We start from the raw sequence: 24999 nt of genomic DNA on the forward strand, positions 1-24999 counted from the left end.
CCCATCCCCGTGCTGACACACTGTTTTAAACACCTCCTCGACGCCCCGCGTGCTCATAGGGTTAGACGTATTATCCACACATTTCTCGGGGCTTTTCTGCTGACCACAGCCCTGTGCAGCACAGCGTTCTCCGCCAATTACAACCTGCCAGAACTGGGAGATGCCAGCTCGGCCGTGGTCTCGCCGCAACAGGAACGCGAACTGGGTCAAACCTGGTTGCGCCTTTACCGCAGCCGGGTCCCCACGTCTTCGGATCCGCTGCTCTACAGCTACCTCGACAAGCTGATTAATCGTCTCGCCCAAAGCAGCCAATTGAAAGATCGCCGCCTGGAACTGATCGTGGTGAAAAACCCCACCATGAATGCGTTCGCCGTACCTGGCGGGGTTGTTGGGGTTCACACCGGTTTGTTCCTCTATGCCGAGTCCGAGGGCCAGCTGGCTTCCGTGCTGTCACACGAACTGGCTCACTTGAGCCAGCGACACTTTGCCCGTGGCGTAGAGCATCAGCAGAGAAACAGCATACCCACCATGGCCGCCATGCTGGCCAGTCTGGTACTGGCTGCCACGGCTGGTGGTGATGCCGGGCTCGCAGCCCTGACTGCAACTCAGGCCGCCGCACTGGATTCACAATTGCGTTTCAGCCGCCAGAATGAGCAGGAAGCTGACCGCATAGGCATGCAGACCATGGTCGCTGCCGGCGAGGATCCCTATGCGGTACCCGCCATGTTTGAAAGAATGCTCAAGGCCACCCGTTACACCCAGCGTCCTCCTGAATTCCTGCTGACCCACCCGGTCACTGAGAGCCGGATTGCCGACGCCCTCAATCGGGCCAACAAGTACCCCCGCCAGCAGCACTCACAAGAACTGGATTTCTATCTGATGCGGGCAAGAGTGCAGCTGGACCACGAAAACACGCCTCAGGATGCAGTAAAGCGTTTCCGCAGCGAATTGCAGGGCGAGAGCCTCTCACCGGAAGCCAGCCGCTACGGCCTGGTGCTGGCGCTGACTGACAGCAACCAGCCCGAGCGAGCGCGCAAAGAACTGCAACCTCTGCTGGACAAACGTCCTGCCAAGGATGCCTACATCATTGCACAGGCCAACATCGAGGCTACTGAGCACAACTACGACAAGGCACTGAAGCTGCTCGAAGACCAGCTGGCATTGGATTCCGACAACAGCGCCTACAGCATTCGCTATGCCGAACTGCTGATGAAAGCCGGTAACTACGCACGCAGCGAAGAAGTACTGGAAGACTACGTGCGCCGGGACTCCAAAAACGATTACGCCTGGTACCTTCTGGCTGAGGTTCACGGGCTGGCGGGCAACATACTCGGCGTGCACGAGGCCCGGGCCGAATACTTTATTCTGAATGGGGTTTACGACAAGGCTCAGCAGCAATTGCAAAATGCCTTAAAACTGTCGCGGGGCAATTACCACAAAACCGCGATCCTGCAGGAAAAACTCAAGCAGGTAGACAAGATGCAGAAAGACAACAGCAAACTGTAATGGCTGAATATCAATAGTGTGGGGGACGCTCGTCAGCCATCGGCGCCTGGGGATCATCCAGACGCGACTCCATGGTTTTAAATTTTTCTGCCAGTAACTGTAACTGCATTTGTTGGCGGGACAGCAGCCTGTCCTGCTCAGCGATCACCTGGTCCAGTGCATTCAGGGTATCTTCCTGAAACGCCAACCGGGTTTCCAGCTCTTCGATTTGCTGCTGCAACTGCTCTTGCCGATCCGCAGGCGTATTCATGGAATTTCAAACCTCACATTCATTGACATCTAATTTTATGCAGACACTGCATCCGTTATCTGAACGGATACAGCCATACACGGCCTGCAACAACTTGTCTGCACGTTCATCCATGGTAATACTCAACCCCATGGCACGACTGACAAAACCGAATCCAAATTGCTCACTGTTATCACCATAACCGAGACTGCCGCCGGCACCCGGATGACAAAAATATCGCTGTGAAGCCACACCTTGTGGCAAAAGACGCATAAAACCCATCCCCAGACTGATTGGGCATTGCAGCACCTTGTCCCGCGCACTATGCGTCTGCTCCTCCCAACACAGCGACCGAATCTCTGCTGACAACAGTCGTTCATCCTTGAGATCCGCCAGTGCCATATAAAAACGGGCCAGATCGCCAGCCGAGGCGTGGCCATTAGCCGCAGGAATCTGCGCCTGCCGCCAAGGCGGTTGATTGGTACCGACCATTAACGACATCGGATTGGAGAAAGCCTGCGCCGTCACTCCACCGGGATCGTTGCGCATGGATTCCGCCAACAAACCTCCCGATGCCTGACCGGACGGCGACTTGAGCGCAGTCACATCGGCAATCGCCGCCAACTCGTCATCTCGCAAACCAAATGTCCAGTTTAACCCCAAAGGACGGGAAATATGCTGCTGCACATAATCATTAAACGTACGGCAACCGCTGGCCCGACGTACGACTTCTCCCAGTATCCAGCCGTAAAGAACGGGGGAGTAACCCTGAGACTCACCCGGAGTCCACCAGGGAGTCTCCTGTGCAATCCAGTGAGTAATGCGATCCCAACGGTAAATATCTTCATCTGGAATCTTTGCATGAAAGGCATTCACACCGGAACGATGCGTTAACACCTGCCGGAGGGTGATACCCTCCTTGCCCGCCTGACCGAATTCAGGCCACACGGAAGCAACAGTCTGATCCAGGGACAACACATCGCGCTCGACCAGTTGCAACACGGCTACCGCTACCAGCGCTTTGCTCACTGAAAAGACATTCAGTCGGGTATCTTCCTGCCAGGACAACTGTGATTCCTTATCACGGGTACCCGCCCAGAGATTCACCACAGTCTCCCCCTGATGAATCAGAGTGACTGCTGCACCGAGCTCACCGTACTCGGAAAACAGGTTATCGAACACCTGCCCTACGGGCTCAAATCGAGGGGAAACATAACCGTTTATTATCGTCACTGGCAAAGCTCTCTCAAAGGTTGTGATGTCATGTCTATCGGGGGCTGAACCGAAAAGTCCACATCATACAGGAAAACCCCAAACTCAGCTTACATGACCATCGTCCTGCTTCAGCAGTTGTCACTCAAATGACACGGGTTGTTCACGGATCAGTCACTGGCTGGTCACCAATTTGTCACAACCTCCGACCAGACTTTTACCATTATCACAACAAGGCAAACAGGCTATGCAGAGCTATCGAACCCTGTGGATCTCCGATGTTCACCTCGGCACCAAAGATTGTCAGGCAACCCACCTTAACGATTTTCTCAAGCATCACCGGGCCGACAAAATCTATCTGGTAGGCGATATCATCGACGGCTGGAAAATGCGCTCCGGTGTTTACTGGAGAAAGGATTTCACCCGGGTACTCCGGCGGCTGCTGACGCTGTCCAAGAAAGGCACACAGATCGATTACATCACCGGCAACCACGATGAATTCCTGCGCCGCTTTGCCAACAACCGCTTTGACAACATCCATCTCTACAACCGGGTCACGCACACCACCGCAGATGGTCGCAAGCTACTGGTGATCCACGGCGATCAATTTGACAACGTCACCCGCTGCAGTCATTTTCTGCGCTTCCTCGGCGATAAAGGCTATGACCTGCTGATGGCCACCAATCGTATCTGCAACACCCTGCGGGCCAAATACGGTCGCGGTTACTGGTCGCTGGCCGGTTTTCTGAAACACCACATCCCCAGAGCACAGATGTATATTCAGGAATACGAACAGGCGGTAGCCCACGCGGCAGAAAAACAGGGGTTTGATGGCGTTGTCTGTGGCCACATTCATCATGCAGCCAACAAGCAGATCGGGAAAGTGGACTACTACAACACGGGAGACTGGGTGGAATCCTGTACAGCTCTGGCGGAAGACGAAGACGGTACCATTCATCTGCTGCACTGGCGCAAAGACGATTCAGGCTCATCGTCGGAAGAGCTTGATCAGGACGACGATCTGGATCTGGGAATGGACTTCCCGCCCTCTATCGCCGCCCGACTGGCCGGAACCGATTTTCTCCGCAACTGAGCGCTAATCTGCCAGCACACCGCCACAATAACGGCAGTACAAAGCGTCACGCTCATGTCCGGTGCTGGTACATTCGTCGCAGCGGCGCGTGGTACGCTCACGTTGCATTTCAGTGGCCAGCTCGGCGGTGAGAATCCCGGTGGGCACGGCAATAATAGAGTAGCCCGTCAACATGGCCAACGCCGCAATCATCTGTCCCAGTACGGTTTGCGGAGTAATATCGCCATAACCCACCGTAGTAATCGTCACAATCGTCCAGTAAATGCTTTTCGGGATGCTGGTAAAACCGTGCTCTGGCCCCTCCACAACAAACATTAACGAGCCAAAGATCGTCGACAACACCAGAACCGACGAAAAGAAAATAAAGATCTTGCGACGCGACATCGCCATCGCCCGCAGCAGCACATTGGCCTCTGTCAGGTAACGCGCCAGTTTAAGAACCCGAAAGATCCTCAGAACACGCAACAGGCGAATCATCAGCAGGTAGTTCATGTCGTCCATGAACAACCCCAGGTAAGACGGAAGAATCGCCAGCAGATCCACCAACCCGTAAAAACTGCGAATATAGCGCCAGGGATGAGGCGAACAGTAAATGCGCACCAGATATTCCAGTGTGAAGATACCGGTGAAAAACCACTCAACCGCAGTCAACCACTCGCCATAGCGCCGATCGACCTGATCCACCGACTCCAGAATCATCGCCAGCACACTGAGCAGGATGCAATAAATCAACACCATGTCGAATCGCTTGCCGGCCGGCGTCCCGGTACCAAAAATGATGGTGTACAGTTTTTGCCGCAGTGGAGATAGTTCCATATTCAACCCTGACACCTATAAGGTGTTTTTATTTGACGCTTCTTATTTGACGTTTCTTATTTGACAGTCATGGCTATTTAACCAGATTTACTGTAACCAAACATAGCCCAGAGCCAAACATAGTGCATAGCCAAACAACCTGCCCACAGCCTCCCATTCGCCCCTGCTTTCAGCCGTCGGTCAGCTGCGGTACCATAGCCACTTTTAGCCTCTATTGATTTCAGGATACCCCGTGGCCTTAGTTTTAAAGTCCCTTCGCTGCCCGCACTGCCAGCAACCGGTCGACAAACCGCTGCTCAAAGAGCGCGGCCTGTTACAGACCTTTCTCAAGCGCAAACCCTTCCCCTGCCCCCATTGCGAAGAGCAGGTCGTGCTGCCTGAAAAATACGAAACCCTGATTTCTGTTGGCATCTTAATCTCTGTCATTCTGGCCCCCCTGTTGCTGATTTGGGAAGTGAGCTTTCTCGACAGCAGAGCCGTCTTCGGGCTGGGTGCCGCACTGGCCATCACGGGCCTGATTACGCAGAAGCTGGATAAAGCCTGAGGTCGATCGATCATGAGCAAGAATTCAAAACTGGTGTATTCCACCGATCAGGGACGCATCAAGGAAGACAAGAGTACGACTCCAGCTGCTGACACCGGCGACGGCATTGTGCGCCTGCACCGCGAAACCAAAGGTCGCAAAGGCAAGGGCGTCACACTGATCAACGGCCTGGGTCTGGCCGGTGACGAGCTGAAAAAACTGGCGAAACAACTCAAGCAGCAATGCGGAGTGGGTGGCGCCATCAAAGATGGTGTCATTGAAATTCAGACCGACGACCGGGAAAAACTGAAAGCCCTGCTGGAAAAACAGGGTTTCACCGTCAAATTGGCGGGAGGCTGACCTCTGTGGCAATCCCGACAGAAAACAGCCCCTCAGAACGTTTGTCAGACGAGCTCTCGGACGAACAGCGCCTGCTGCTCAGCCTGGTGAGGACCAAAATGCCTTTCGGCAAATATCAGGGACGTCTGCTGGCCGATCTGCCCGAAGCCTATGTGCTGTGGTTTGAACGAGAAGGTTTTCCCAAGGGGACTCTCGGTCGACAACTGGCCATGCTTCACACCATCAAGGTCAATGGCCTTGAAAGCCTTTTGGAGCCCCTGAGAAACGGAGCGGCCGGGCAATAGCACGCCCTCCCATTCCTGCCCCTCAATGGACTCTCACCCGAATCGAATCTGAAGCCAAACTGGCACACTCCCTGCAACTCCATACAAAAATTGCCTGTAACCGTGCTCGTACGCCATAAATTTGGCGGCCGCGCACCGTGAACAACCTTATTTCTTGCTGAGATATTCTGTATGGATACCGTCACTATGGATGCCATGAACATCTGGCCACTGATCGATACCGCCCTGAAAGTCGCGCTGGGCGCGCTTATCGCCGGAATCAGCCTGTGGCTGAGCCACCAACGTCTTCCAGCCAGGGGGCCAAAACCCAATCGACGGCTGGAAATTCTGGAAGCGATTTCCAGTGACATCGGCAACGTCAATCATATTTTCGCCAAATATTCGTCACTGGTGATCGAATCCACCCGCTTTGGCAATCGCTGGCCGCCCGCCCGCAAAGAAGAGCTCGACAAGGTCAACAGTGAACTGGTGGAAGAATTCCGCAAAATGGCGGGCGCCGAAGACAAGCTGCTGATGCTGGGAGAAAAAGCGCTGGAAAAAACACTACGACTCTACGGAGCCAAAATTGCCCAGTTTCGCAAGCAGGTGTATGTGGGACGCCAGGACATCACCGAACAGGAAATCGTCCAGCTCAAGCAGGACATCCTGCAATTGAGAGAGAAGTTTTACGACATACTGAGCCACAAATACGATCGCCTGCTGATGGCTTAAGTCATCAACAAACCAGTCATCAACAAATTTTCAGGTTTTGGCATTTGGAAAACAGGCGCCGGATGGCGCCTGTTGGAAGAAAGGTTTACCCGAGTAGCGGATTAGACGTTACCGAAACTCATCAAACGCTTGTAACGGTTTTCGAGCAACTGCTCAATTGGCTGCGCTGACAGGCGATCGACCTGATCGATCAGACGCTCCTGCAGTTTCGCCGCCATGCCATCGATATCGCGATGAGCACCACCCAGAGGCTCGGCAATGGTTTCATCCACAATGCCCAGCTTCTCCAGGTTTTCAGACGTCACACCCATAGCCTCAGCAGCCAGAGGCGCCTTGTCTACGGTTTTCCAGATAATGTTGGCACAACCTTCCGGAGAGATAACGAAGTAGGTGGAATACTGCAGCATGTTCAGGTGATCACCAACGCCGATTGCCAGAGCACCACCCGATGAACCCTCACCAATCACAGTACATATAATTGGAGTTTTCAGGCGGGACATGACAGCCAGATTCTGGGCGATAGCCTCACTAATGCCACGCTCCTCACTGTCGATACCAGGATAGGCCCCCGGGGTGTCGATCAGAGTCAGTACCGGCATTTTGAAACGCTCGGCCATTTCCATCAACCGCAGGGCTTTGCGATAGCCCTCTGGTTTCGGCATACCAAAGTTACGAGAAACCTTGTCAGGCACGCTGCGGCCTTTCTCTTCACCAATAACCATCACCGGCTTGCCATCCAGACGCCCCACACCGGCGACAATCGCTTTATCGTCTCCAAAATGACGATCACCGTGCAGCTCATCCCAATCGGTGAACATGCGCTTGATGTAATCCTGAGTGTATGGACGCTGGGGGTGACGAGCCACCTGAACCACTTGCCATGGAGTCAGGTTGGAATAGATGCTTTCCGTTAACTTAATGCTTTTCTCGCGAAGCTTGGAAATTTCTTCAGCGATATTCAGATCGTTATCAGTCCCTACCAATTGAAGCTCTTCAATTTTGGCTTCCAGGGTGGCAATGGGCTGTTCAAATTCGAGGTAATTTGGATTCATGACTACCAGTTCATTCCGGACATCAGGTTATTGTCTGAGGGCTTCACCGGGTGTATCTGCCAGGAAGGAAAATTGCCGGAAACCCTTTATTCAAGCCACTTACCATACGCGAAAGCCAGGAACGAGTCGACCTCTTTTGGCGCGATTCACGGCCTTGGTGGCTCATTCACCACACAGGTCTCATATCCCTCTCAGACATTTTTCACTTCCCGACCGATCATCTGTGCAACTTCTAATCAACGAGAAACGCACCGAGCAAACAACCAACAAGACGGTCAAAATACAGACAAAAGACAAAACCCGAAACACTAATACTCGAGCGACACGTTGCCTTGCCCACAAATGTCTCTGAGGTTTTCCAACAACTCGTCCTGTGGATTAACTCGCCAGGATGCCCCTAATAATAGACGACCTGCGGCATCAGGGCGCTGATAATTGAGTTTTACCGCACAGCGACCTTCGCGATAAGGCTCCAGCAGGCTGGCCAATTGCTTCGGGAAGCTCTGAGTCAGACGATCGGACTTGAGATCGATCACCAGCCCTCGCGCCAGATCCACCCGCGCATCCGCCAGACTGCGAACCTTTTCCGCCCGCATTTTTAAACCGCCGCTGTACTCATCGAAGTTAACCTGCCCTTCAATGATCAGCATGCCATCTTTCACCAGTTTTTCACGGTACTCGTTGTAGGTGTCGGAAAACACCGCGCACTCGATGCGACCGGAGCGATCATCCAGCGTCACAAACGCCATATTGTCACCGCGCTTAGTCTTCATTACCCGCAAACCCACAACCAGGCCTGCGACGTTTTGACTGTTCTTATCGGCTTTCAAATCAACAATGCGTGAAGACACCAGATGCTTCAGCTCGTGGCGATACTCTTCAATGGGATGTCCTGTCAGATACAGACCCAGAGTGTCCTTTTCACCGTTCAAACGCTCTTTAATACTCCAGCTGCGAACCTTGCGGAACTCGGCATAAACGTCAGCACCACTTTCGGCGGTGGGCATGACATCACCAAACAGATCGGTCATGCCGGCGCTGGCATTGGCCGCACTCTGCTCCGCAGCCTTGACCGCTTCCTGCATGGCCGCAAACATCACTGCCCGATCATAATCACGATCGACGCCCGGAGAAATACCGTCCAGAGCCCCTGAACGAATCATGGCTTCCAGCGCACGCTTGTTCACCTTGCGAGGATCGATGCGGGCACAGAAGTCAAACAAGTCAGTAAACGGACCGGACTTACGAGCCTCGATAATGTTATCAATCGGACCTTCACCCAGTCCCTTGATAGCACCCAGGCCATAGATGATGTTGCCTTCATCATCGACGTTAAAGTGGAACTCGCCCTGATTTACATCGGGTGGCAACAGCGTCAGCCCCATCTCCCGACACTCTTCAATAAAGGTCACCACCTTGTCGGTTTTATCCATGTCCGATGACATGGTGGCAGCCATAAACTGTGCCGGATAGTGGGCTTTCAACCAAGCCGTCTGATAGGAAACTACCGCATAGGCCGCCGAGTGGGATTTGTTAAAACCGTAACCGGCGAATTTTTCCACCAGGTCGAAAATCTTCATTGCCAGGTCGGGATCAACGCCCTGCCCTTTTGCCCCCTCGGCAAAGGTAGAACGCTGCTTGGCCATCTCTTCGGGTTTCTTTTTACCCATGGCTCGACGCAACATGTCAGCGCCGCCCAGCGAGTACCCCGCCAGCTCCTGAGCAATCTGCATCACCTGTTCCTGATAGACGATAACGCCATAGGTTGGCTTCAGAATCGGCTCCAGTTTTTCGTGCTGGTATTTGGCATCGGGGTAAGCCACCTGCGCACGACCATGCTTTCGGTTGACAAAGTCATCAACCATGCCGGAGTCCAAAGGACCGGGACGGAACAGTGCCACCAGGGCGATCATGTCTTCGATGTTGTCCGGCTGCAGTCGCTTAATCAGGTCTTTCATGCCGCGGGATTCCAACTGGAACACCGCGGTGGTTTGTGCCGCTTTCAGTAACTTGAATGTTTTGGGATCATCCAGTGGAATGGCCTCGATCACCAGCGGATCTTCGCCTTCTTTCGCACGCTGGATGTCGATCATCTTGCGCGCCCAATCGATGATGGTGAGCGTTCTCAAACCGAGAAAGTCAAACTTCACCAGCCCGGCGTCTTCCACATCCCCTTTGTCGTACTGTGTCACCAGACCACCGCCGGTTTCATCACAGTAGAGAGGTGCAAAATCAGTCAGCTTGGTCGGTGCGATAACTACACCACCGGCGTGCTTACCGACGTTTCGGGTGAGACCCTCCAGCTTGAGTGCCACCTCCCAGATTTCCTGGGCTTCTTCATCGACTTCCAGAAATTCCCGCAGAGCATCTTCCTGCTCGAAAGCCACCTGCAGCTTCATACCGGGATCCGGCGGAATCATCTTTGAGAGTTTGTCAGCCAACCCATAGGACTTACCCTGCACCCGTGCCACATCTCGAACCACAGCCTTGGCAGCCATGGTTCCGAAGGTAATGATCTGCGAAACCGCATCCCGGCCGTAGTTGTCCGCCACGTAACTGATGACCTTATCGCGGTTTTCCATACAGAAATCCACGTCAAAGTCAGGCATGGATACCCGTTCCGGGTTCAGAAACCGTTCGAACAGCAGGTCGTATTCGAGAGGATCCAGATCGGTAATTTTCTGTACGTAAGCCACCAGCGAACCGGCACCGGAACCCCGCCCCGGCCCCACCGGGATGTCGTGATCCTTGGCCCACTGAATAAAGTCCATCACGATCAGGAAGTAACCGGGAAACCCCATCTGCATGATGATGTTCAGCTCGAACTGCAGACGCTCCCAGTAGACTTTATAAGTGTCCGGAAAATCCGGCGCAGAGGTGTCATACAAAAAGTCGAGACGCTCATCGAGCCCCTCGTAAGAAATCTTCTGGAAGAACACATTGGTACGCAGCATGTCGGCGTATTCTGGCTCGTGCTCGCGGCCAGCCCACTTTTCGGCCATGGCATCACGGGCATAGCCGACAAAAGTTTCGTAAGGTACCTTGTTTTTAAAATAGGGATCTTCTTCAAAGTCGTCCGGAATTGGATAATCGGGCAGATAATAAGTGCCCAGTTCAATATCCAGCGTACAGCGCTTGGCAATCTCTACGGTGTTTTCAAGCGCCTCGGGAATATCGGAAAACAGCTCGGCCATTTCTGCGGGGCTGCGCAAGTATTGCTCATCGCTGTAACGGCGCTCACGACGCGGATCATCCAGCGCACGCCCTTCACCAATACACACCCGCGCTTCGTGAATATCAAACTCCTCGGCGGCAATAAAACGACAGTCATTGGTGGCAACCACCGGACACTCGAACTGATCAGCCAGTGCTACCGCAGCGTGAAGATACTCCTCATCCTGCGGTCGACCGGTACGCTGTAACTCGAGATAAAAACGATCGGGAAAGTCCTGCATCCAGCTCTGCAACAACTCACCCGCCAGGGCCTGCTTGGAACCCAGCAATGCCTGCCCCACATTACCAAACTTACCTCCGGACAAGGCAATCACGTCACCACTGAGCTCACTGATCCACTCTCGCTGCAGATAGGGTTCGCCCAGGTACTGGCCCTTCTGATAGCCTCTCGAGATCAATTCGGTGATGTTTTTGTAACCCTGGGTATTGATCGCCAGCAGCGTCACCAGATAGGGAGCGATGTCATCATTGTCTGACTTAACCCAGAAATCCGCTCCGGCAATAGGTTTGATCCCCGCACCCATCATGGCCTTGTAGAACTTCACCAGACCAAAGAAATTGCAGTGATCGGTGATTGCGCAAGCCGGCATCCTCATCGCCTCCAGCGCACCGACCAGGGGTTTAACACGGATCAGACTGTCCGACAGGGAAAATTCGGTATGCAGGCGCAAGTGGATAAATTCAGGGGTCATAGGGCTGGCCGGAGCTGTCTTGTAAAAAGAATATCGGATCCAACATTCTAGCGAAAACAGGACCGAATAACAGGGAATTTGCCGATTGTTTTAACCAGCAGAAAGGATGGTCAAATAAAGAACAAACAGGGGAGAAAAAAGCAGACATGGGGCGCCAACTGACACCCCGTATCCGGCAGAAATAATGTCTTGTGGATTAAGCTTTATTGAAGTCCAGCATACGCTGAAGAGGCTTCATTGCCCGCTGGCGCAGATCTTCATCCACAAAGATTTCGCAGCCTTCGCCATTGATCAATACACTTTTCAGATTATCCAGCGCATTCATTGCCATCCATGGACAGTTGGCGCAGCTACGACAGGTAGCGCCATTACCGGCAGTTGGCGCAATAATCAGCTCTTTTTCCGGAGCCAATTGCTGCATCTTGTAGAAAATCCCCTGATCCGTCGCCACGATAAACTGCTTGTTCGGCATGGTCTGGGCGGCTTTAATAAGCTGCGAGGTCGAACCTGCCACATCGGCAATGTCCACCACGCTTTCCGGAGATTCCGGATGCACCAGCACAGCGGCGTCCGGGTATTTTGCTTTCAGATCCAAAACGCCCTGCGCCTTGAATTCCTCGTGCACGATACAGGCACTGTCCCACAACAGCACATCAGCACCAGTCTGCTTCTGCACATAGCGACCCAAATGCTTATCTGGGGCCCAAAGGATTTTCTCTCCCTGGGAGTCAAGATATTCGACAACATCCAGAGCAATACTTGAGGTTACCACCCAGTCGGCACGGGCTTTTACCGCCGCCGAGGTATTGGCGTACACCACGACGGTACGGTCGGGGTGCTGATCGCAGAAGTCAGAGAACTCGTCAGCAGGACAACCCAAATCCAAAGAGCAGGTAGCCTCCAGAGTCGGCATCAAAACTCGCTTCTCAGGAGTGAGGATTTTTGCGGTTTCACCCATAAATTTAACGCCAGCCACGATCAGGGTTTCCGCATCGTGCTGTTTGCCAAATCGCGCCATTTCCAGCGAGTCAGAGACACAACCGCCAGTCTCTTCTGCCAGAGCCTGAATCACAGGATCGGTGTAGTAGTGAGCCACCAGCACCGCGTTCTGCTCTTTAAGCAGACGCTTGATATCGCTCTTGTAGGACTCCTGCTCGGCCTCGCTCATCACAGAGGAAGGCACTGTCGCAAAATGCTCACGCACCAGTTCGCGGGCATCTTCTTTGGAAGGTACTTTTTCAATGACAGTCATGGCTCAATCCGACTAACCTTTTTCGAGCCGGGCATTTTAACATATTGGCAATAAATCGTCGCTAATATATGGCGTCATCTGACTACTTTTTGATCACGCCAACCCCGACCAGATGATACATGGCACACTCATCACCAGAACGAAAAAGATAAATTCCGAAAAAACCCCATTCGAAATAAAGTTTTTGCTAAAGAATCGGATATGCCGATAAAGCTTTCTAATGATAATTTGAGCGATTCGCCCCAGCTAAGAGACAACCCCATAAACGAAAAAAGGCCACCCTATGGGTGGCCTTTTTTCGTTTATATGGTGGGTCGTACTGGATTCGAACCAGTGACCAATTGGTTAAAAGCCAACTGCTCTACCAACTGAGCTAACGACCCTAAATCGTTTGTACCTGCTTCATCAAAAGCAAGGAACACTTACAGCTCTCAAATTGTGATTAAGGCTGCAATCTCAGCAGCCTTAATGTGTGCACAGATGGCTCAGTATCATTGTGCGCCTTGTATGGTGGGTCGTACTGGATTCGAACCAGTGACCAATTGGTTAAAAGCCAACTGCTCTACCAACTGAGCTAACGACCCAAAGGAGGCGCATATAATAGTGATTTCGAATCAAAAAACAAGCGCTTTTTTGTATTTATTCCCACGGATTGTTGTCTATAAACAAAGGCTTAAGGTCTCAAGGCCAAATTCGGTCAATCCCGGTACCGGGTTGGGTCTTCCAGGCCGGCTTCCACAAAGCCCTGACGCCTTAATCTACAGCTGTCACACTTACCGCAGGCCCTGCCCTCGTCATCGGCCTGATAGCAGGAAACCGTCTGACTGTAATCGACCCCCAGAGCCATGCCTCTGGTGACAATCTCTGCCTTGGTCAAATCAATCAGAGGCGCCTTGATGGATAGACCACGGCCCTCAACGCCCGCTTTGGTCGCCAGATTGGCCATTGTTTCAAATGCACTGATGTACTCCGGACGACAATCCGGATAGCCGGAATAATCCACGGCGTTCACACCCACAAAAATTACCTGAGCATCCAGCACTTCTGCCCAACCCAGGGCAATCGACAGGAATACGGTATTGCGCGCAGGAACATAGGTAATCGGAATTCCTTCGGTCTCCTCCTCTGGAACGGCGATATTAGTGTCAGTAAGTGCCGACCCGCCAATTGTTCCCAAATCCAGCTTGACCACCTTGTGAGCGACTGCCCCCATCGTCCTGGCGGTATGCTCTGCAGCCTTCAGCTCGGTTCTGTGACGCTGGCCGTAATCAAAACTCAGGGTATAGCAGTCGTACCCCTCTTGCTGAGCCATAGCCAATACCGTGGTGGAATCCAAACCACCCGAGACCAACACTACTGCTTTTGGGTTTGTCATAAGGCCCTCTTACTTCGTATTTCTTGACGACTTTTAATGAATTCCTGCGCTGGCTTTGAGGTGAGCGCATCGATAACCCACTGATGCCGACTTTCAAAAATCCTTTCCAATTCACCATCTTTCTTCATGTCTTGCAACGCCTGCTGATACACCTTCAACAATCCCTGATTCGACGATTGTCTGGACATGTACAGACCAACCCGGGTCTCTCCCAACACCCGAACCAACTCCAGCTGTTCAGCCCCCAACTGCATATCCCTCAGGGCCCATTCAAACGCATCTTCCGTACCAACCATGATATCGATGCGCTTTTTTAACAGCATCTCCAACCCCTGCTCCATGTTGTTCACCGGGAAGAGATTCAGGCTTTTTCTGTCCCGCCTTGTGAGATCGTAATCAGAGCCACGGATATACCCCAACCTCAGACCACCACGAAGCGGAGGCTGATACTGCGATGCCTCTCCCTGGCGAGCGACCATCAGTACCTGACTGCGGGATACACCTCCCACCAGAATAGCGGTTTTAGCTACGGATGGGCTTTCGAACGCCACCGCAAAGTCCACATAACCACTTTTTAGCGACTGCAGCGCTCGGGGATAAGGCTGTAAAATATTGGTATAAGCAATACCTGTGTAGGAAGCCAGGGACCGGGAAAACTCAATCAGAAGACCCTGCTCACTTCCACTCTCGCCCTTATAGACCCAGGGTGTGACGGTCCCTGCGGCAAAACGCACAACGGTTGGTGACTCCCGTTCCGCCGCAAAGGAAATCAAAGACCACACACCACACATCACTAGAACGAGAATACGCAGCATAGCGGACCTTAATAACCGGGAGCATCGTCCCAGAGAATTTTGTGTAATTGCAGCTGGTAACGAACCGGTAGATTGTCTGAGACAATCCAGTCCGCCAGCTCACGTTGGGAGATTTGGCCGAAACTCGGGGAAAACAGCACTTCACCCACTCGCCCCACCAGACCCAACTCATCAACTTTCAGGCGCGCCCACTCATAATCCTGACGATCGCAAATCACAAACTTCACCTGGTCGTTAGCACCCAGGATAGGCATATTGTCATACAAATTACGTGAAGACTCTCCGGATGCCGGGGTTTTCAGATCGACAACGCGACTGACTCTGGCATCCACATCTCCCACCGGCATGGCGCCACTGGTCTCAAGAGAAACATCATAACCCTCGTCACACAAGGCCGTAAGAAGCGGCAGGCAATTTGGCTGAGCCAGGGGTTCGCCCCCGGTGACACAGACATACCGGGGGCTATAGCTTTTAACCTTTTCGAGAATATCCTTCAGGGTCATACGCTCACCGCCAAAGAAGGCATACTCGGAATCGCAATACTGACACCGCAAAGGGCAACCCGTCAGGCGCACAAAGACCGTAGGAAACCCCACAGTACGAGCCTCCCCCTGCAGGGAGTAAAAAATTTCTGTGATGCGGAGCGATGCATCTGCCATGGAAAAGGCCGCCTAACGATCAAAAGGGGGCGGATTTTAACCAATCTGGACAATTTACGCGAGAGCCAAGTCCTTCCTCCAGAAGAAATGGTACGTTTAGAGCATAAATATCGGAGGCTTTCCGGGAATCAAGGCCGTCGGCCAGAAAACAAAAAGGCCAGCGTCAATGCTGGCCTTTTACATCAACAAACAAGCCGTTTGGACACTACATGCCTGACAAATAGTTAGACGCCAACCGTGCCGCATTGGTATTGGCATTGTTTGCCACCACTTCCTTGAGCAGTGAGCGGGCTTTATCCGCATCTCCCAGCTTGTCGTAGACCGTGCCCAGTTTGTACATGGCGTCCGGCGTTTTGGCGTGATCCGGATGCTCGCTCAGCAAGCGACTGAACCATGAACGGGACTTTTCCAGATCGCCCTGTAACAGACAGATCTCACCCAGCCAATATTGACTGTTGGCAGCATATCGACCATCAGGAAAGTTGGTAAGATACTGATTAAAGGCAACCACCGCCTGATCGTAATTTTTTTGTCTGAGCACCAAATCAATCGCGTCGCGATAACTTTGCATCTCATCAGCATCGGCGGCCGGAGCGGATGCCGAACCACCTGATGCGCTATCACCTGCCGAGGAAGCATCATCTCCCTGTGACCCACCAGGTACCGATGAAACCGGTTTACCACCCAGCTCTGTCAAGCGGCGATCCAAATTCAGATAATCATCGAGGCGCTGCTGTTTCAGGCGCTTAAGTTCATAGCCCTGTTCTTCAACCATACCCCGCAGCTCGGAGACTTCTTGCTGCAAAGCCTGTACCTTGTAGAACAACTCACTTTGGCTGGTCGCAGCAGGAGGCTGACCTGACATCGCACCCGAGGCATCGGCCATCATTGGCGAAGAAGCATTGATATTCTGGACAGTCGCACCCTGAGTTTGTACAGAAGCATCCCGGGTTTTCGTCAAAAGACGATTGGGGGAATCCACCACCTGCACCTGAGCACTGACTGACGGAACTCCAAGTACAACTCCGACAACAAAGGGAGTCGTGACAGAAAGAACCGCTTTGCGTAGAAACGAAGAAACCGCAGTCGTTACGACTGCGGTTTTAGGCTTTTTAACCATCATGGCTTGAAATTACTTCAGCTCAACACGACGGTTTTGGCTGTAAGCAGACTCGTTGCTGCCCATAGAAGCCGGATACTCTTCACCGTAACTAACAGTCTCGATCAGAGTAGAGTCAACACCTTGCAGAACCAGGAAGTCGCGAACGGCTTTGGCACGACGCTCACCCAGAGCCATGTTGTACTCGCGAGTACCACGCTCATCAGTGTGGCCTTCCAGACGAACAGATCTTGGAGCCGCTTTCAATTGAGCTGCGTGAGCAGTCAGAGTAGCACGAGCATCAGCAGTCAGGCTTGACTGGTCGAAACCGAAGTAGAAGATGGTATCCAGTACTGGCGCCTCTTCCATGGTGTCAGTTGAAGAGGTGTCGGTTGTTTGAGCCGTGCCGGTCATTGCATCATTTGCAGATGAATCCTGATCCGTTGTGGAGGTACTGGAACAGCCAGCCAGAGCTGCCATAATCAGTGCCAAAGTAAGGCTTTTCTTCAATCCTGTAGAAAGCATATCTAACTCCTAATGAGAGATTTATCGTTGGAACATTAAAGGTCGCAACAGGGCTCAGGTTAAAATTATCCGACAGAATATAACCTGAATCCGTTTTCAACAACATTTAATGTATTTTTAATAATAAGGTGACCAGCTTGGCTCCCGAACATCTCCTTCTTTAGACGGCAGCCTGAATTTCACTCCAGCATCCAGTGAGACCGCAGCAAGAATGCCTTTACCCTGATGCTTTGTCGCATACATCAACATAGCGCCATTGGGTGCGATACTCGGAGACTCGTCCAGATGAGTTTCCGTCAAGATTCGAAGATCACCACTGGCAATATCCTGAGTGGCAATATGAAATACACCATTGTGACGATGCACCATCACCAGTGTTTTACCATCCGGTGAGACTCTCGCTCTGGCGTTATAATCACCCTCGAAGGTTAAGCGTTCTATGCGGCCACTGGCAAGTGTTACTTGATAAATCTGGGGCTTACCACCCCGGTCTGACGTAAAAGTGAGACTTTTTCCATCTTTCATCCAGCTTGGCTCAGTGTCGATGGAGAAGTGTTTTGTCACTCTCGTAAACTGACCTGATGCAATATCGAGCGTGTAGATTTCCGGGTTGCCATCTTTCGACAAGACTAAAGCCAGCTTTTTACCATCCGGCGACCAGGCCGGGGCACCGTTCAAACCTTTAAAGTTGGTTAACTGTTGACGCTCGCCCGTTGCGAGCACCTGACGGAAGATCGCTGGACGACCGGTTTCAAACGATACGTAGGCAACCTGCTTACCATCCGGTGACCAGACGGGTGACATAATCGGCTGCCTGGATTCGAGAAGTAAACGCTCACGCGCACCGTCGGCATCGGATTGCATAAGGCGAAACTTTTCATTGCCGAATGCTTCGACATAAATCATCTTGGTCGAAAACGCCCCGCGAATTCCGGTAACCGCTTCATACACAGCATCACTCACAGCGTGAGCCAGATCTCTCAGGTTATTGGGTCCGCCTGTGACATTGCGCTGCAATATTTTTTTCTGCGACAGCACATCGAACAACTGATAATCCAGCGAATAGCCGCCGGTGGGCGTCTGACTGAGACGACTCAGCACCAGGTACTCGGATCCCAACACCCGCCAATCCCGATAAAAGACATCCGCTTCTGTGCGAGGGAAAGACAACATATCGGTTTTGGGAATCGGACGAAACTGACCACTGCGTCGCAAGTCGGCCTCGACAATTCCGGAAACATCTTCACTTAACGCCGGACCTGACCAGGCCATGGGCACAACCGCAATCGGCGTTGGGTTATCCATCCCCTGGGTGATTTCGATGGTTAATTCGGCACGCGCCAACCCAGTCAGCACGGATAGGATTAACAGTATGGCTACTTTATATGCACGCATGATTCTCGGAATCCTTGTCTCTGTTCTTTGCGATCGTGAAACTTTAATCGATTATCTGTGCCCCGCAACGGAGAGGAATGCCATCGTGTTAGTAATGGCACACTACACATCTAACCCCTGTAAATTCTAACGTTTACAAACGTAAGTCCTGCGGATTAAAGACTATTGTGACCTGACGAAAATATTGCTCAAAGACATCCGACGGTACCTTCTGTAATTCGTCAAAACGCCCAACCTTTTTGACCGCGGCAACGGCAGAACGATCAAAAGCACTGTTGCCACTGCCATTAAGGACATGAACATTCACCACTTCACCGGTGGGTACCAACTGAATTTGCAGCTCACACTTCATGCCTTTACGGGCCGATGGCGGGCGGCTCCAGTTCTGCTCAATACGCTGAGCCATAATAGCCACATAACTCTGCGCGGTGACCTCATCCTGCTGGGCACTCAGCATAGCTTCTTCTGCGGCCAGCGCATCGGCAAAGGCAGCCTCCTGCTTGCGCTGCTGTTCAAGCTTCTGTTGCTTCAGGCGCTCCTGCTCAAGCCTTTTTCTCTCGGCTTCAGCTTGTTCTTTTTTCTTCTTTTCGGCCAGCTCTTTCTCTTTGCGCTTTTTCTCTTCAGCCAGCTTGCGCAACCGTTCGCGTTCCGCCTTCTCCCGAGCCAGGCGTTTTTTCTGTTCCGCCTCGGCCTTTAACCTTTGCTGCTCCTGACGCTTGGCCGCCATATCCACCACTTTGGGCTTCGGTTTGGAGGCAGCTTTTTCCACGGTCTTGGGCTTGATGGTCACCAGGGTTGCTTCAACATAGCGAGGCATCACTTTTTGCTTTGGCGGCGACGCTGTCTGCCAACCCCAAACCACAAACACCAGCAAGACACCATGCATGACCACACTGATAGCGATCGGAACTGCATAGCTTCCCTGAGACACTCCACTTGCCCCCTGACGGGAAAACAGTGACGTCAGAGATTTTGACGCTTTCTGGAAGACAGACTTCATAGCCAGCGCCTACAACTCAGGGGGTTCTGTAACCAGGCCAACTGATTTGGCACCTGCACTTTGCAAAGCCGTCATCATGGCGACGACAATGCCGTAATCCACTTTTTGATCACCCCACACCAGCACTTGTGTCTGCGGTTTCTGACGCAAGATTTTGGAGACTGTGTCTGTGATGTCTTTTATAGGCTTGGCTTTTTTCTCATCGCCGCCGAGATTCAGGTAATAGAGCCCGTTAGCATCCACCGAGACAATAAGAGGTTCCTCCTGCTTATCATCCAAAGGTGCCGACGGCGCAGCCGGAAGCTCCACTTTAACCCCTTGCATCAATAGAGGCGCAGTGATCATAAAGACAATCAACAACACCAACATGACGTCAATGTATGGCACTACATTGATTTCGGCGATGGGCTTTTTCTTGACCTTTTTTCGAAGCATACCACGCGCTCCTAGTTAGAACTGTGAACCTGACGGTGCAGGTAAGCGGTAAACTCTTCAGCAAAGGTTTCGTAACCGTTAATCATGGTTTCTGCCCGCGCGGAAAACCGGTTGAAAGCCAATACCGCCGGAATTGCAGCAAACAGGCCCATCGCCGTTGCGACCAACGCTTCGGATATACCCGGCGCCACAGTTGCCAATGTCGCCTGATGAACATTCGCCAACCCGCGGAAAGAATTCATAATCCCCCAAACGGTTCCAAACAGACCGATATACGGACTTACAGATGCCACACTGGCCAGAAACGGGAGGTTGGCTTCAAGCTTTTCTTCTTCACGGGCCAGCGCCACTCGCATGGCACGCTGCACGCCTTCCATGATGACATCCGGATCTGTTCCCGACTGCTGAGTCAGACGACGATAGGCCTTAAATCCTTCGCGAAAAATCTGCTCAGCACCTTCAATGGGATGGGTTTCAGCCCGGGCATTGCCCTCTCGGTAAAGTTGGGGAAGATCGGTCTTGTCCGACCAGAAGATACTGTCAAAACGTTCGAATTCCGTTCTGGCATGACTTTGATAGCGCGCCCGCTGGATAATCATGATCCAGGACACAACGGATGCCATAAACAGGATCAGCATCACCATTTGCACCAAAAAGCTGGCATTCACAATCAAACTATAGATGGATAATGATTCACTCTCGGCCATGGCCATTGCATCCTTTTTGAGCAGTGTGAATGCACTCAGAGCATCCTTATGGCCTGAGTGCATTCACATTTTTTATATACACTGAATTTAAATTTTCACACACCTGCAAACAGCTCGCGATTTATCGCCTAGAGCTGGCAGGTAGTTTAACCAAGTTTCAGGCTTCAGGAATGAAAACCTTTACACCGGACTTACGTTACCTACCCGGATCTTTAATCCCCCGGATAGGGCTTGATGTCTCTTATCACACCAATCCGTTACGTTGAACCCTTCAACGCATTCCGTATTTCTTCCGGAATGGCTGAAGGCTTCATGGTGGCCTGCTCAACACACGCCACTTTTATCTCTCCGCGGCAAATGACTTCGCCCCGTCGCTCAATCGTCTGATTAAAGATGATATAGGTGCGCGCCAACCTACCCATCTGTGCGGATACCGTCAACTCGTCATCGAGCAAAGCGGGACGCAGGTACTGTACATTCGCAGAATGAACAACAAATAACCGGTTATTATCGAGAATAGCGGGCTTATCAAACCCGAAGCTGCGCATCCATTCGGTGCGCGCGCGCTCCATGTATTTCAGATAATTGACGTAATAGACAATGCCGCCAGCATCGGTGTCTTCGATATAGACCCGTATTGACAACTTAAATTCCGAACCAGACACCTGAGAATTCACCCCTGAAGATTGAGAATATATCCCTGAAGATTTAAAGCCGGTAGTTAACAACTGAAATTCTGACACAATCGTCTGAACAACAACTTAACAACCCGACAGAAACTGATAGCTGGCTCCCAGTCTACGATTTATGTCTCACTCTGAAAACGCTTGGGCAGATCAAAACCGAAATGCTCGTAAGCCATTGGGGTCACCACCCGCCCCCGGGGCGTGCGCGCCATATACCCCTGTTGAATCAGGTAGGGTTCCAGCACATCCTCAATGGTATCCCGCTCCTCACTGATCGCTGCCGCCAGACTTTCTACCCCCACCGGGCCGCCGGCAAACTTTTCGATCATGGCCAACAGCAAGCGGCGGTCCATGTGATCGAATCCGCGCTCATCGACGTTCAGCATATTCAGCGCCTGATCGGCTATGGACTGTGAGACCACTCCATCCCCTTTCACCTGAGCAAAATCCCGCACACGGCGGAGAAGTCGGTTGGCGATACGCGGGGTTCCTCGGGAGCGGCGGGCAACCTCAAACGCGCCCTGCTCGTCAATCTCCACCCCCATCAACCCTGCCGAGCGGGTAACAATATGGGTCAGGTCAGTGACATTGTAGAACTCCAGTCGCTGCACAATGCCAAAGCGGTCTCTCAGGGGAGACGTCAACAAACCGGCCCGCGTTGTCGCGCCCACCAGAGTGAAAGGCGGCAAATCCAACTTGATGGATCGGGCCGCTGGCCCTTCGCCAATCATAATATCCAGCTGATAGTCTTCCATCGCCGGATAGAGTACTTCTTCCACATTGGGGCTCAAGCGGTGGATTTCATCAATGAACAGCACATCTCCCGGTTCAAGATTGGTCATCAACGCGGCCAGGTCACCGGCTTTTTCCAGTACCGGACCAGAGGTCGTCTTAAGATCCACCTCCATTTCATTGGCAATGATGTTTGCCAGTGTGGTCTTCCCCAGACCGGGCGGACCAAAAACCAGTGTATGGTCGAGCGCTTCTGAACGTCCTTTAGCGGCCTGGATAAAAATTTCCATCTGCTCCCGAACCACCGGCTGACCGACGTATTCGGCCAGACTCTTGGGGCGCACCGCACGATCCTGCACATCCTCCATCACCCGCGGCTCGGCACTGATGACTCGTTCAATGGGAGAAAACTGGTCTTTTTCAATCATGGAGTTGCTTCTCTCTGGCTCTGTGCAGATTTATCCAATAGTCGCGATCACGCCGGGGAAAGACTGCGCAATGACAGTCTTATCAGCTCTTCGCTTCGCGTGACACTGTGTGCTCGCAGCACATTAGCCACCATTTTACTCGCCTCCACCGGTTTATACCCCAGCGCAACCAAGGCACTTTCAGCCTCAGCGACAATGTCGTTACTTCCCTGACCACCTGCCTGAGGCTGACTGGCAGCCTCCATCTCGGCCAGAGGCGAATGGGCAACCTGCCAGGTTTTCAACTTGTCCCGCAATTCGATAATCAAGCGCTCGGCGGTTTTTTTACCGACACCAGGCACTTTCACCAGAGCCGAGACATTATCCTCCATCACACAGCTCACCAGCTGGTCGGTTTCCATACCTGAAAGAATGGCCAACGCCATCTTGGGACCTACGCCACTGACTTTAATAAGGGTACGAAACAGCTCCCGGTCTTTTTTATCGTAAAAACCGTAAAGAGCCTGTGAGTTTTCGCTGACGGCGAAGTGAATCGACAAGGTCACCTTGCCACCGATTTCCGGCAGTTGATAAAGGGTCGTCATAGGCACCAGAACCTCATAGCCGACACCATTGACATCCACCAAGACTTCCGGGGCTTTCTTTTCCAGCAACTGCCCTTGCAGACGACCGATCATAAACTGTGTATTCCTCTTCTGATTGCTACCCGCTATGGATTATCGCGAGTCTTCTGCCAATACCCTGCACCCTGCCCAGGATCTGCAGGCTTACACCATACGACCACGACGAAAGGTTTTGGCCGTGGCAACTTTGATTAAATGCTGATGAGTATTGGCGTGACAGAGAGCCACCCCCAGAGCATCGGCGGCGTCTTCCTGTGGTTCCGATGGCAGTTTCAGCAGCACTTTCACCATATGCTGCATTTGACGCTTGTCTGCGCCGCCATTGCCCACAACGGATTGCTTGATTTTACGGGCCTCGTACTCGGACACCGGCAAATTCTGGCTCACTGCCGCAACGATTGCTGCGCCCCGTGCCTGCCCCAGCTTCAGAGCCGAGCCCGCGCTCTTTGCCATAAAGACGTGTTCGATGGCGACTTCTTGCGGACAGTATTCTTCGATGATTTCCGTCATGGAATCGAAAATGATTTTCAGACGTTCCGGCAATGATAAATCCGGGATGCGGACAACCCCACTGCTGACATATTCATACCGAGAGCCAACATGGTTGATAATGCCGAAACCGGTTTTTCGGGAACCGGGGTCAATCCCCAGAATGAGCGCCATAGGCCGCCGCACCTTGATACTGTTTTTTCATCCAGTGGTTAGTGTGTCGGGAAACCCATGGCAGGTCAAGCGGGCATCATCAGTGTTAACAGGTTCTAACCAAAAGCTGACTCGTCAAACTCGGCATTGGTGTACACATTTTGTACATCGTCCAGATCTTCGAGCACATCGATCATCGCCATCACTTTTTCAGAGGCCTCGGCATCCAATGGCACCTTGATGGAGGCTTCCATACTCACTTCGGCACTTTCCGGGGTCAGGCCCTGCTCCACCAGACTGTCTTTTACCGACTGAAAATCTTCAAAGGCAGTGGTTACCAGAGCAGCTCGCTCTTCCAGCATCTCGACATCTTCGGCACCCGCCTCCAATGCCGCTTCCATCAAGACCTCTTCGTCGACATCGGAAAAGAAGATCTGCCCCTGGCGGGTAAACAGATAGGCAACGGAGCCATCGGTGCCCAGATTACCGCCCCGCTTGGTAAAGGCATGACGTACCTCGGAGACAGTCCGGTTGCGATTGTCCGTCATACATTCAACCAAAATCGCCACCCCACCCGGCGCATAACCCTCGTAGGTCAACTCGTCGTAGTTGTCACCTTCAGCATTACCAGCACCCCGGGCAATGGCTTTGTCAATGGTATCGCGCTTCATATTGGCGCCCAGCGCCTTATCGACTGCGGCTCTTAAACGCGGATTGTCCGCAGGGTCCGGGCCGCCTTTGGCTGCCACCACCAGTTCGCGAATGAGTTTGGTGAAAATCTTGCCCCGCTTGGCATCCTGAGCTGCCTTGCGGTGACGAATATTGGCCCACTTACTGTGACCGGCCATAGATAACCTCCGGTTCTTTTATAGGTATTTGTGTCTTGTATATTGCTGTTGCCTGCACGGCAGTGA

Annotated in this window: 26 protein-coding genes and 2 tRNA genes; 6 read left to right on the forward strand and 22 right to left on the reverse strand. The window is 52.4% G+C overall.

Annotation, left to right across the window (positions count from 1 at the left end):
* Positions 1-9: 9 nt before the first annotated feature.
* A complete protein-coding gene (locus KOI40_RS06950) occupies positions 10-1506 on the forward strand; it encodes a M48 family metalloprotease (RefSeq protein ID WP_216096760.1) in 1497 nt (498 codons plus the stop codon).
* Positions 1507-1516: 10 nt separating this feature from the next.
* On the opposite strand, the gene KOI40_RS06955 is transcribed toward KOI40_RS06950, so the two are convergent.
* Both KOI40_RS06955 and KOI40_RS06960 read right to left on the reverse strand, forming a co-directional pair.
* A complete protein-coding gene (locus KOI40_RS06955; RefSeq protein ID WP_216096761.1) occupies positions 1517-1756 on the reverse strand; it encodes a SlyX family protein in 240 nt (79 codons plus the stop codon).
* Positions 1757-1762: 6 nt separating this feature from the next.
* A complete protein-coding gene (locus tag KOI40_RS06960; RefSeq protein WP_216096762.1) occupies positions 1763-2968 on the reverse strand; it encodes a serine hydrolase domain-containing protein in 1206 nt (401 codons plus the stop codon).
* 226 nt (positions 2969-3194) lie between these two features.
* Here KOI40_RS06960 and KOI40_RS06965 point away from each other — a divergent pair, with 226 nt between their 5' ends.
* A complete protein-coding gene (locus KOI40_RS06965) occupies positions 3195-4040 on the forward strand; it encodes a UDP-2,3-diacylglucosamine diphosphatase (protein ID WP_216096763.1) in 846 nt (281 codons plus the stop codon).
* Between the two features lie 3 nt (positions 4041-4043).
* Here KOI40_RS06965 and KOI40_RS06970 read toward each other — a convergent pair whose 3' ends face one another.
* Positions 4044-4856, reverse strand: coding sequence for an ion transporter (locus tag KOI40_RS06970; RefSeq protein WP_216096764.1), 813 nt, complete (start codon positions 4854-4856; stop codon positions 4044-4046).
* A gap of 232 nt (positions 4857-5088) precedes the next feature.
* On the opposite strand from KOI40_RS06970, the gene KOI40_RS06975 reads away from it, so the two are divergent.
* The 4 genes from KOI40_RS06975 to KOI40_RS06990 all read left to right on the forward strand — a co-directional run bounded on the left by KOI40_RS06975 (position 5089) and on the right by KOI40_RS06990 (position 6734).
* Entirely contained in the window at positions 5089-5400 is a 312-nt protein-coding gene (locus KOI40_RS06975; protein ID WP_216096765.1) for a hypothetical protein, read from the forward strand.
* Positions 5401-5412: 12 nt separating this feature from the next.
* Positions 5413-5739 (forward strand): stress response translation initiation inhibitor YciH, encoded by a 327-nt coding sequence (gene yciH / locus KOI40_RS06980; protein ID WP_216096766.1) that lies wholly within the window; start codon positions 5413-5415, stop codon positions 5737-5739.
* A gap of 5 nt (positions 5740-5744) precedes the next feature.
* The gene (locus KOI40_RS06985) at positions 5745-6023 is read left to right on the forward strand and encodes a DUF3820 family protein (RefSeq protein ID WP_439653228.1); all 279 of its coding nucleotides are present in this window, start codon (positions 5745-5747) and stop codon (positions 6021-6023) included.
* Positions 6024-6209: 186 nt separating this feature from the next.
* Complete coding sequence (locus tag KOI40_RS06990; protein WP_304504185.1) at positions 6210-6734, forward strand: energy transducer TonB; 525 nt, start codon at positions 6210-6212, stop codon at positions 6732-6734.
* A gap of 101 nt (positions 6735-6835) precedes the next feature.
* Here KOI40_RS06990 and KOI40_RS06995 read toward each other — a convergent pair whose 3' ends face one another.
* The 19 genes from KOI40_RS06995 to KOI40_RS07085 form a co-directional block, all read right to left on the reverse strand.
* The gene (locus KOI40_RS06995; protein WP_216096768.1) at positions 6836-7786 is read right to left on the reverse strand and encodes an acetyl-CoA carboxylase carboxyltransferase subunit alpha; all 951 of its coding nucleotides are present in this window, start codon (positions 7784-7786) and stop codon (positions 6836-6838) included.
* Between the two features lie 308 nt (positions 7787-8094).
* Complete coding sequence (gene dnaE, locus KOI40_RS07000) at positions 8095-11712, reverse strand: DNA polymerase III subunit alpha (RefSeq protein ID WP_216096769.1); 3618 nt, start codon at positions 11710-11712, stop codon at positions 8095-8097.
* A 196-nt stretch (positions 11713-11908) separates the two neighbouring features.
* Positions 11909-12964, reverse strand: coding sequence for a quinolinate synthase NadA (nadA, locus tag KOI40_RS07005; RefSeq protein WP_216096770.1), 1056 nt, complete (start codon positions 12962-12964; stop codon positions 11909-11911).
* 307 nt (positions 12965-13271) lie between these two features.
* Positions 13272-13347: transfer RNA gene (locus tag KOI40_RS07010), tRNA-Lys, on the reverse strand.
* A 125-nt stretch (positions 13348-13472) separates the two neighbouring features.
* Positions 13473-13548, reverse strand: a tRNA-Lys gene (locus tag KOI40_RS07015).
* A 113-nt stretch (positions 13549-13661) separates the two neighbouring features.
* Positions 13662-14339, reverse strand: coding sequence for a 7-cyano-7-deazaguanine synthase QueC (gene queC, locus KOI40_RS07020; protein ID WP_216096771.1), 678 nt, complete (start codon positions 14337-14339; stop codon positions 13662-13664).
* Positions 14336-15154, reverse strand: coding sequence for a substrate-binding periplasmic protein (locus KOI40_RS07025; protein WP_216096772.1), 819 nt, complete (start codon positions 15152-15154; stop codon positions 14336-14338). Before KOI40_RS07025 ends, queC begins: the two co-directional genes overlap by 4 nt.
* 8 nt (positions 15155-15162) lie before the next feature.
* Positions 15163-15813, reverse strand: a complete 651-nt coding sequence (gene queE, locus KOI40_RS07030) for a 7-carboxy-7-deazaguanine synthase QueE (RefSeq protein WP_216096773.1) — start codon at positions 15811-15813, stop codon at positions 15163-15165.
* Between the two features lie 205 nt (positions 15814-16018).
* The gene (gene ybgF, locus KOI40_RS07035; RefSeq protein WP_216096774.1) at positions 16019-16936 is read right to left on the reverse strand and encodes a tol-pal system protein YbgF; all 918 of its coding nucleotides are present in this window, start codon (positions 16934-16936) and stop codon (positions 16019-16021) included.
* Positions 16937-16945: 9 nt separating this feature from the next.
* Positions 16946-17437, reverse strand: coding sequence for a peptidoglycan-associated lipoprotein Pal (gene pal, locus KOI40_RS07040; RefSeq protein ID WP_216096775.1), 492 nt, complete (start codon positions 17435-17437; stop codon positions 16946-16948).
* Between the two features lie 117 nt (positions 17438-17554).
* Positions 17555-18832 carry a Tol-Pal system beta propeller repeat protein TolB gene (tolB, locus tag KOI40_RS07045; RefSeq protein ID WP_216096776.1) on the reverse strand — a complete coding sequence of 426 codons (1278 nt, stop codon included), beginning with the start codon at positions 18830-18832 and terminating at the stop codon, positions 17555-17557.
* A 133-nt stretch (positions 18833-18965) separates the two neighbouring features.
* Positions 18966-19832 carry a cell envelope integrity protein TolA gene (tolA, locus tag KOI40_RS07050; RefSeq protein WP_216096777.1) on the reverse strand — a complete coding sequence of 289 codons (867 nt, stop codon included), beginning with the start codon at positions 19830-19832 and terminating at the stop codon, positions 18966-18968.
* Between the two features lie 9 nt (positions 19833-19841).
* On the reverse strand, positions 19842-20267 hold the full coding sequence (gene tolR, locus KOI40_RS07055; RefSeq protein ID WP_216096778.1) for a protein TolR: 426 nt from the start codon (positions 20265-20267) through the stop codon (positions 19842-19844).
* Positions 20268-20278: 11 nt separating this feature from the next.
* Positions 20279-20974, reverse strand: coding sequence for a protein TolQ (tolQ, locus tag KOI40_RS07060; RefSeq protein ID WP_216096779.1), 696 nt, complete (start codon positions 20972-20974; stop codon positions 20279-20281).
* 257 nt (positions 20975-21231) lie between these two features.
* Positions 21232-21639 carry a tol-pal system-associated acyl-CoA thioesterase gene (gene ybgC, locus KOI40_RS07065; protein WP_216096780.1) on the reverse strand — a complete coding sequence of 136 codons (408 nt, stop codon included), beginning with the start codon at positions 21637-21639 and terminating at the stop codon, positions 21232-21234.
* Between the two features lie 140 nt (positions 21640-21779).
* Positions 21780-22760, reverse strand: coding sequence for a Holliday junction branch migration DNA helicase RuvB (gene ruvB / locus KOI40_RS07070; RefSeq protein WP_233710114.1), 981 nt, complete (start codon positions 22758-22760; stop codon positions 21780-21782).
* A gap of 107 nt (positions 22761-22867) precedes the next feature.
* Positions 22868-23497, reverse strand: a complete 630-nt coding sequence (gene ruvA, locus KOI40_RS07075) for a Holliday junction branch migration protein RuvA (protein ID WP_216096782.1) — start codon at positions 23495-23497, stop codon at positions 22868-22870.
* A gap of 90 nt (positions 23498-23587) precedes the next feature.
* Positions 23588-24106 carry a crossover junction endodeoxyribonuclease RuvC gene (gene ruvC, locus KOI40_RS07080; RefSeq protein WP_216096783.1) on the reverse strand — a complete coding sequence of 173 codons (519 nt, stop codon included), beginning with the start codon at positions 24104-24106 and terminating at the stop codon, positions 23588-23590.
* Between the two features lie 95 nt (positions 24107-24201).
* On the reverse strand, positions 24202-24933 hold the full coding sequence (locus KOI40_RS07085) for a YebC/PmpR family DNA-binding transcriptional regulator (RefSeq protein ID WP_216096784.1): 732 nt from the start codon (positions 24931-24933) through the stop codon (positions 24202-24204).
* Positions 24934-24999 lie beyond the last annotated feature (66 nt).

Source organism: Pseudomaricurvus albidus, from assembly GCF_018863235.1.
Classification (GTDB): Bacteria; Pseudomonadota; Gammaproteobacteria; order Pseudomonadales; family Cellvibrionaceae; genus Pseudomaricurvus; species Pseudomaricurvus albidus.

What these genes read in the sequence shown, in the direction of transcription:
- tolB (WP_216096776.1), bottom strand. Translation starts at nt 18,832, where the DNA reads ATGCGTGCATATAAAGTAGCCATACTGTTAATCCTATCCGTGCTGACT.
- KOI40_RS06990 (WP_304504185.1), top strand. Translation starts at nt 6,210, where the DNA reads ATGGATGCCATGAACATCTGGCCACTGATCGATACCGCCCTGAAAGTC.
- tolQ (WP_216096779.1), bottom strand. Translation starts at nt 20,974, where the DNA reads ATGGCCGAGAGTGAATCATTATCCATCTATAGTTTGATTGTGAATGCC.
- tolR (WP_216096778.1), bottom strand. Translation starts at nt 20,267, where the DNA reads ATGCTTCGAAAAAAGGTCAAGAAAAAGCCCATCGCCGAAATCAATGTA.
- ruvC (WP_216096783.1), bottom strand. Translation starts at nt 24,106, where the DNA reads ATGGCGCTCATTCTGGGGATTGACCCCGGTTCCCGAAAAACCGGTTTC.
- KOI40_RS07085 (WP_216096784.1), bottom strand. Translation starts at nt 24,933, where the DNA reads ATGGCCGGTCACAGTAAGTGGGCCAATATTCGTCACCGCAAGGCAGCT.
- KOI40_RS06965 (WP_216096763.1), top strand. Translation starts at nt 3,195, where the DNA reads ATGCAGAGCTATCGAACCCTGTGGATCTCCGATGTTCACCTCGGCACC.
- queE (WP_216096773.1), bottom strand. Translation starts at nt 15,813, where the DNA reads ATGGCAGATGCATCGCTCCGCATCACAGAAATTTTTTACTCCCTGCAG.
- yciH (WP_216096766.1), top strand. Translation starts at nt 5,413, where the DNA reads ATGAGCAAGAATTCAAAACTGGTGTATTCCACCGATCAGGGACGCATC.
- KOI40_RS06970 (WP_216096764.1), bottom strand. Translation starts at nt 4,856, where the DNA reads ATGGAACTATCTCCACTGCGGCAAAAACTGTACACCATCATTTTTGGT.
- queC (WP_216096771.1), bottom strand. Translation starts at nt 14,339, where the DNA reads ATGACAAACCCAAAAGCAGTAGTGTTGGTCTCGGGTGGTTTGGATTCC.
- KOI40_RS07025 (WP_216096772.1), bottom strand. Translation starts at nt 15,154, where the DNA reads ATGCTGCGTATTCTCGTTCTAGTGATGTGTGGTGTGTGGTCTTTGATT.
- nadA (WP_216096770.1), bottom strand. Translation starts at nt 12,964, where the DNA reads ATGACTGTCATTGAAAAAGTACCTTCCAAAGAAGATGCCCGCGAACTG.
- KOI40_RS06995 (WP_216096768.1), bottom strand. Translation starts at nt 7,786, where the DNA reads ATGAATCCAAATTACCTCGAATTTGAACAGCCCATTGCCACCCTGGAA.
- ybgF (WP_216096774.1), bottom strand. Translation starts at nt 16,936, where the DNA reads ATGATGGTTAAAAAGCCTAAAACCGCAGTCGTAACGACTGCGGTTTCT.
- ruvA (WP_216096782.1), bottom strand. Translation starts at nt 23,497, where the DNA reads ATGATCGGTCGTCTGCAAGGGCAGTTGCTGGAAAAGAAAGCCCCGGAA.
- KOI40_RS06955 (WP_216096761.1), bottom strand. Translation starts at nt 1,756, where the DNA reads ATGAATACGCCTGCGGATCGGCAAGAGCAGTTGCAGCAGCAAATCGAA.
- dnaE (WP_216096769.1), bottom strand. Translation starts at nt 11,712, where the DNA reads ATGACCCCTGAATTTATCCACTTGCGCCTGCATACCGAATTTTCCCTG.
- ruvB (WP_233710114.1), bottom strand. Translation starts at nt 22,760, where the DNA reads ATGGAGGATGTGCAGGATCGTGCGGTGCGCCCCAAGAGTCTGGCCGAA.
- pal (WP_216096775.1), bottom strand. Translation starts at nt 17,437, where the DNA reads ATGCTTTCTACAGGATTGAAGAAAAGCCTTACTTTGGCACTGATTATG.
- tolA (WP_216096777.1), bottom strand. Translation starts at nt 19,832, where the DNA reads ATGAAGTCTGTCTTCCAGAAAGCGTCAAAATCTCTGACGTCACTGTTT.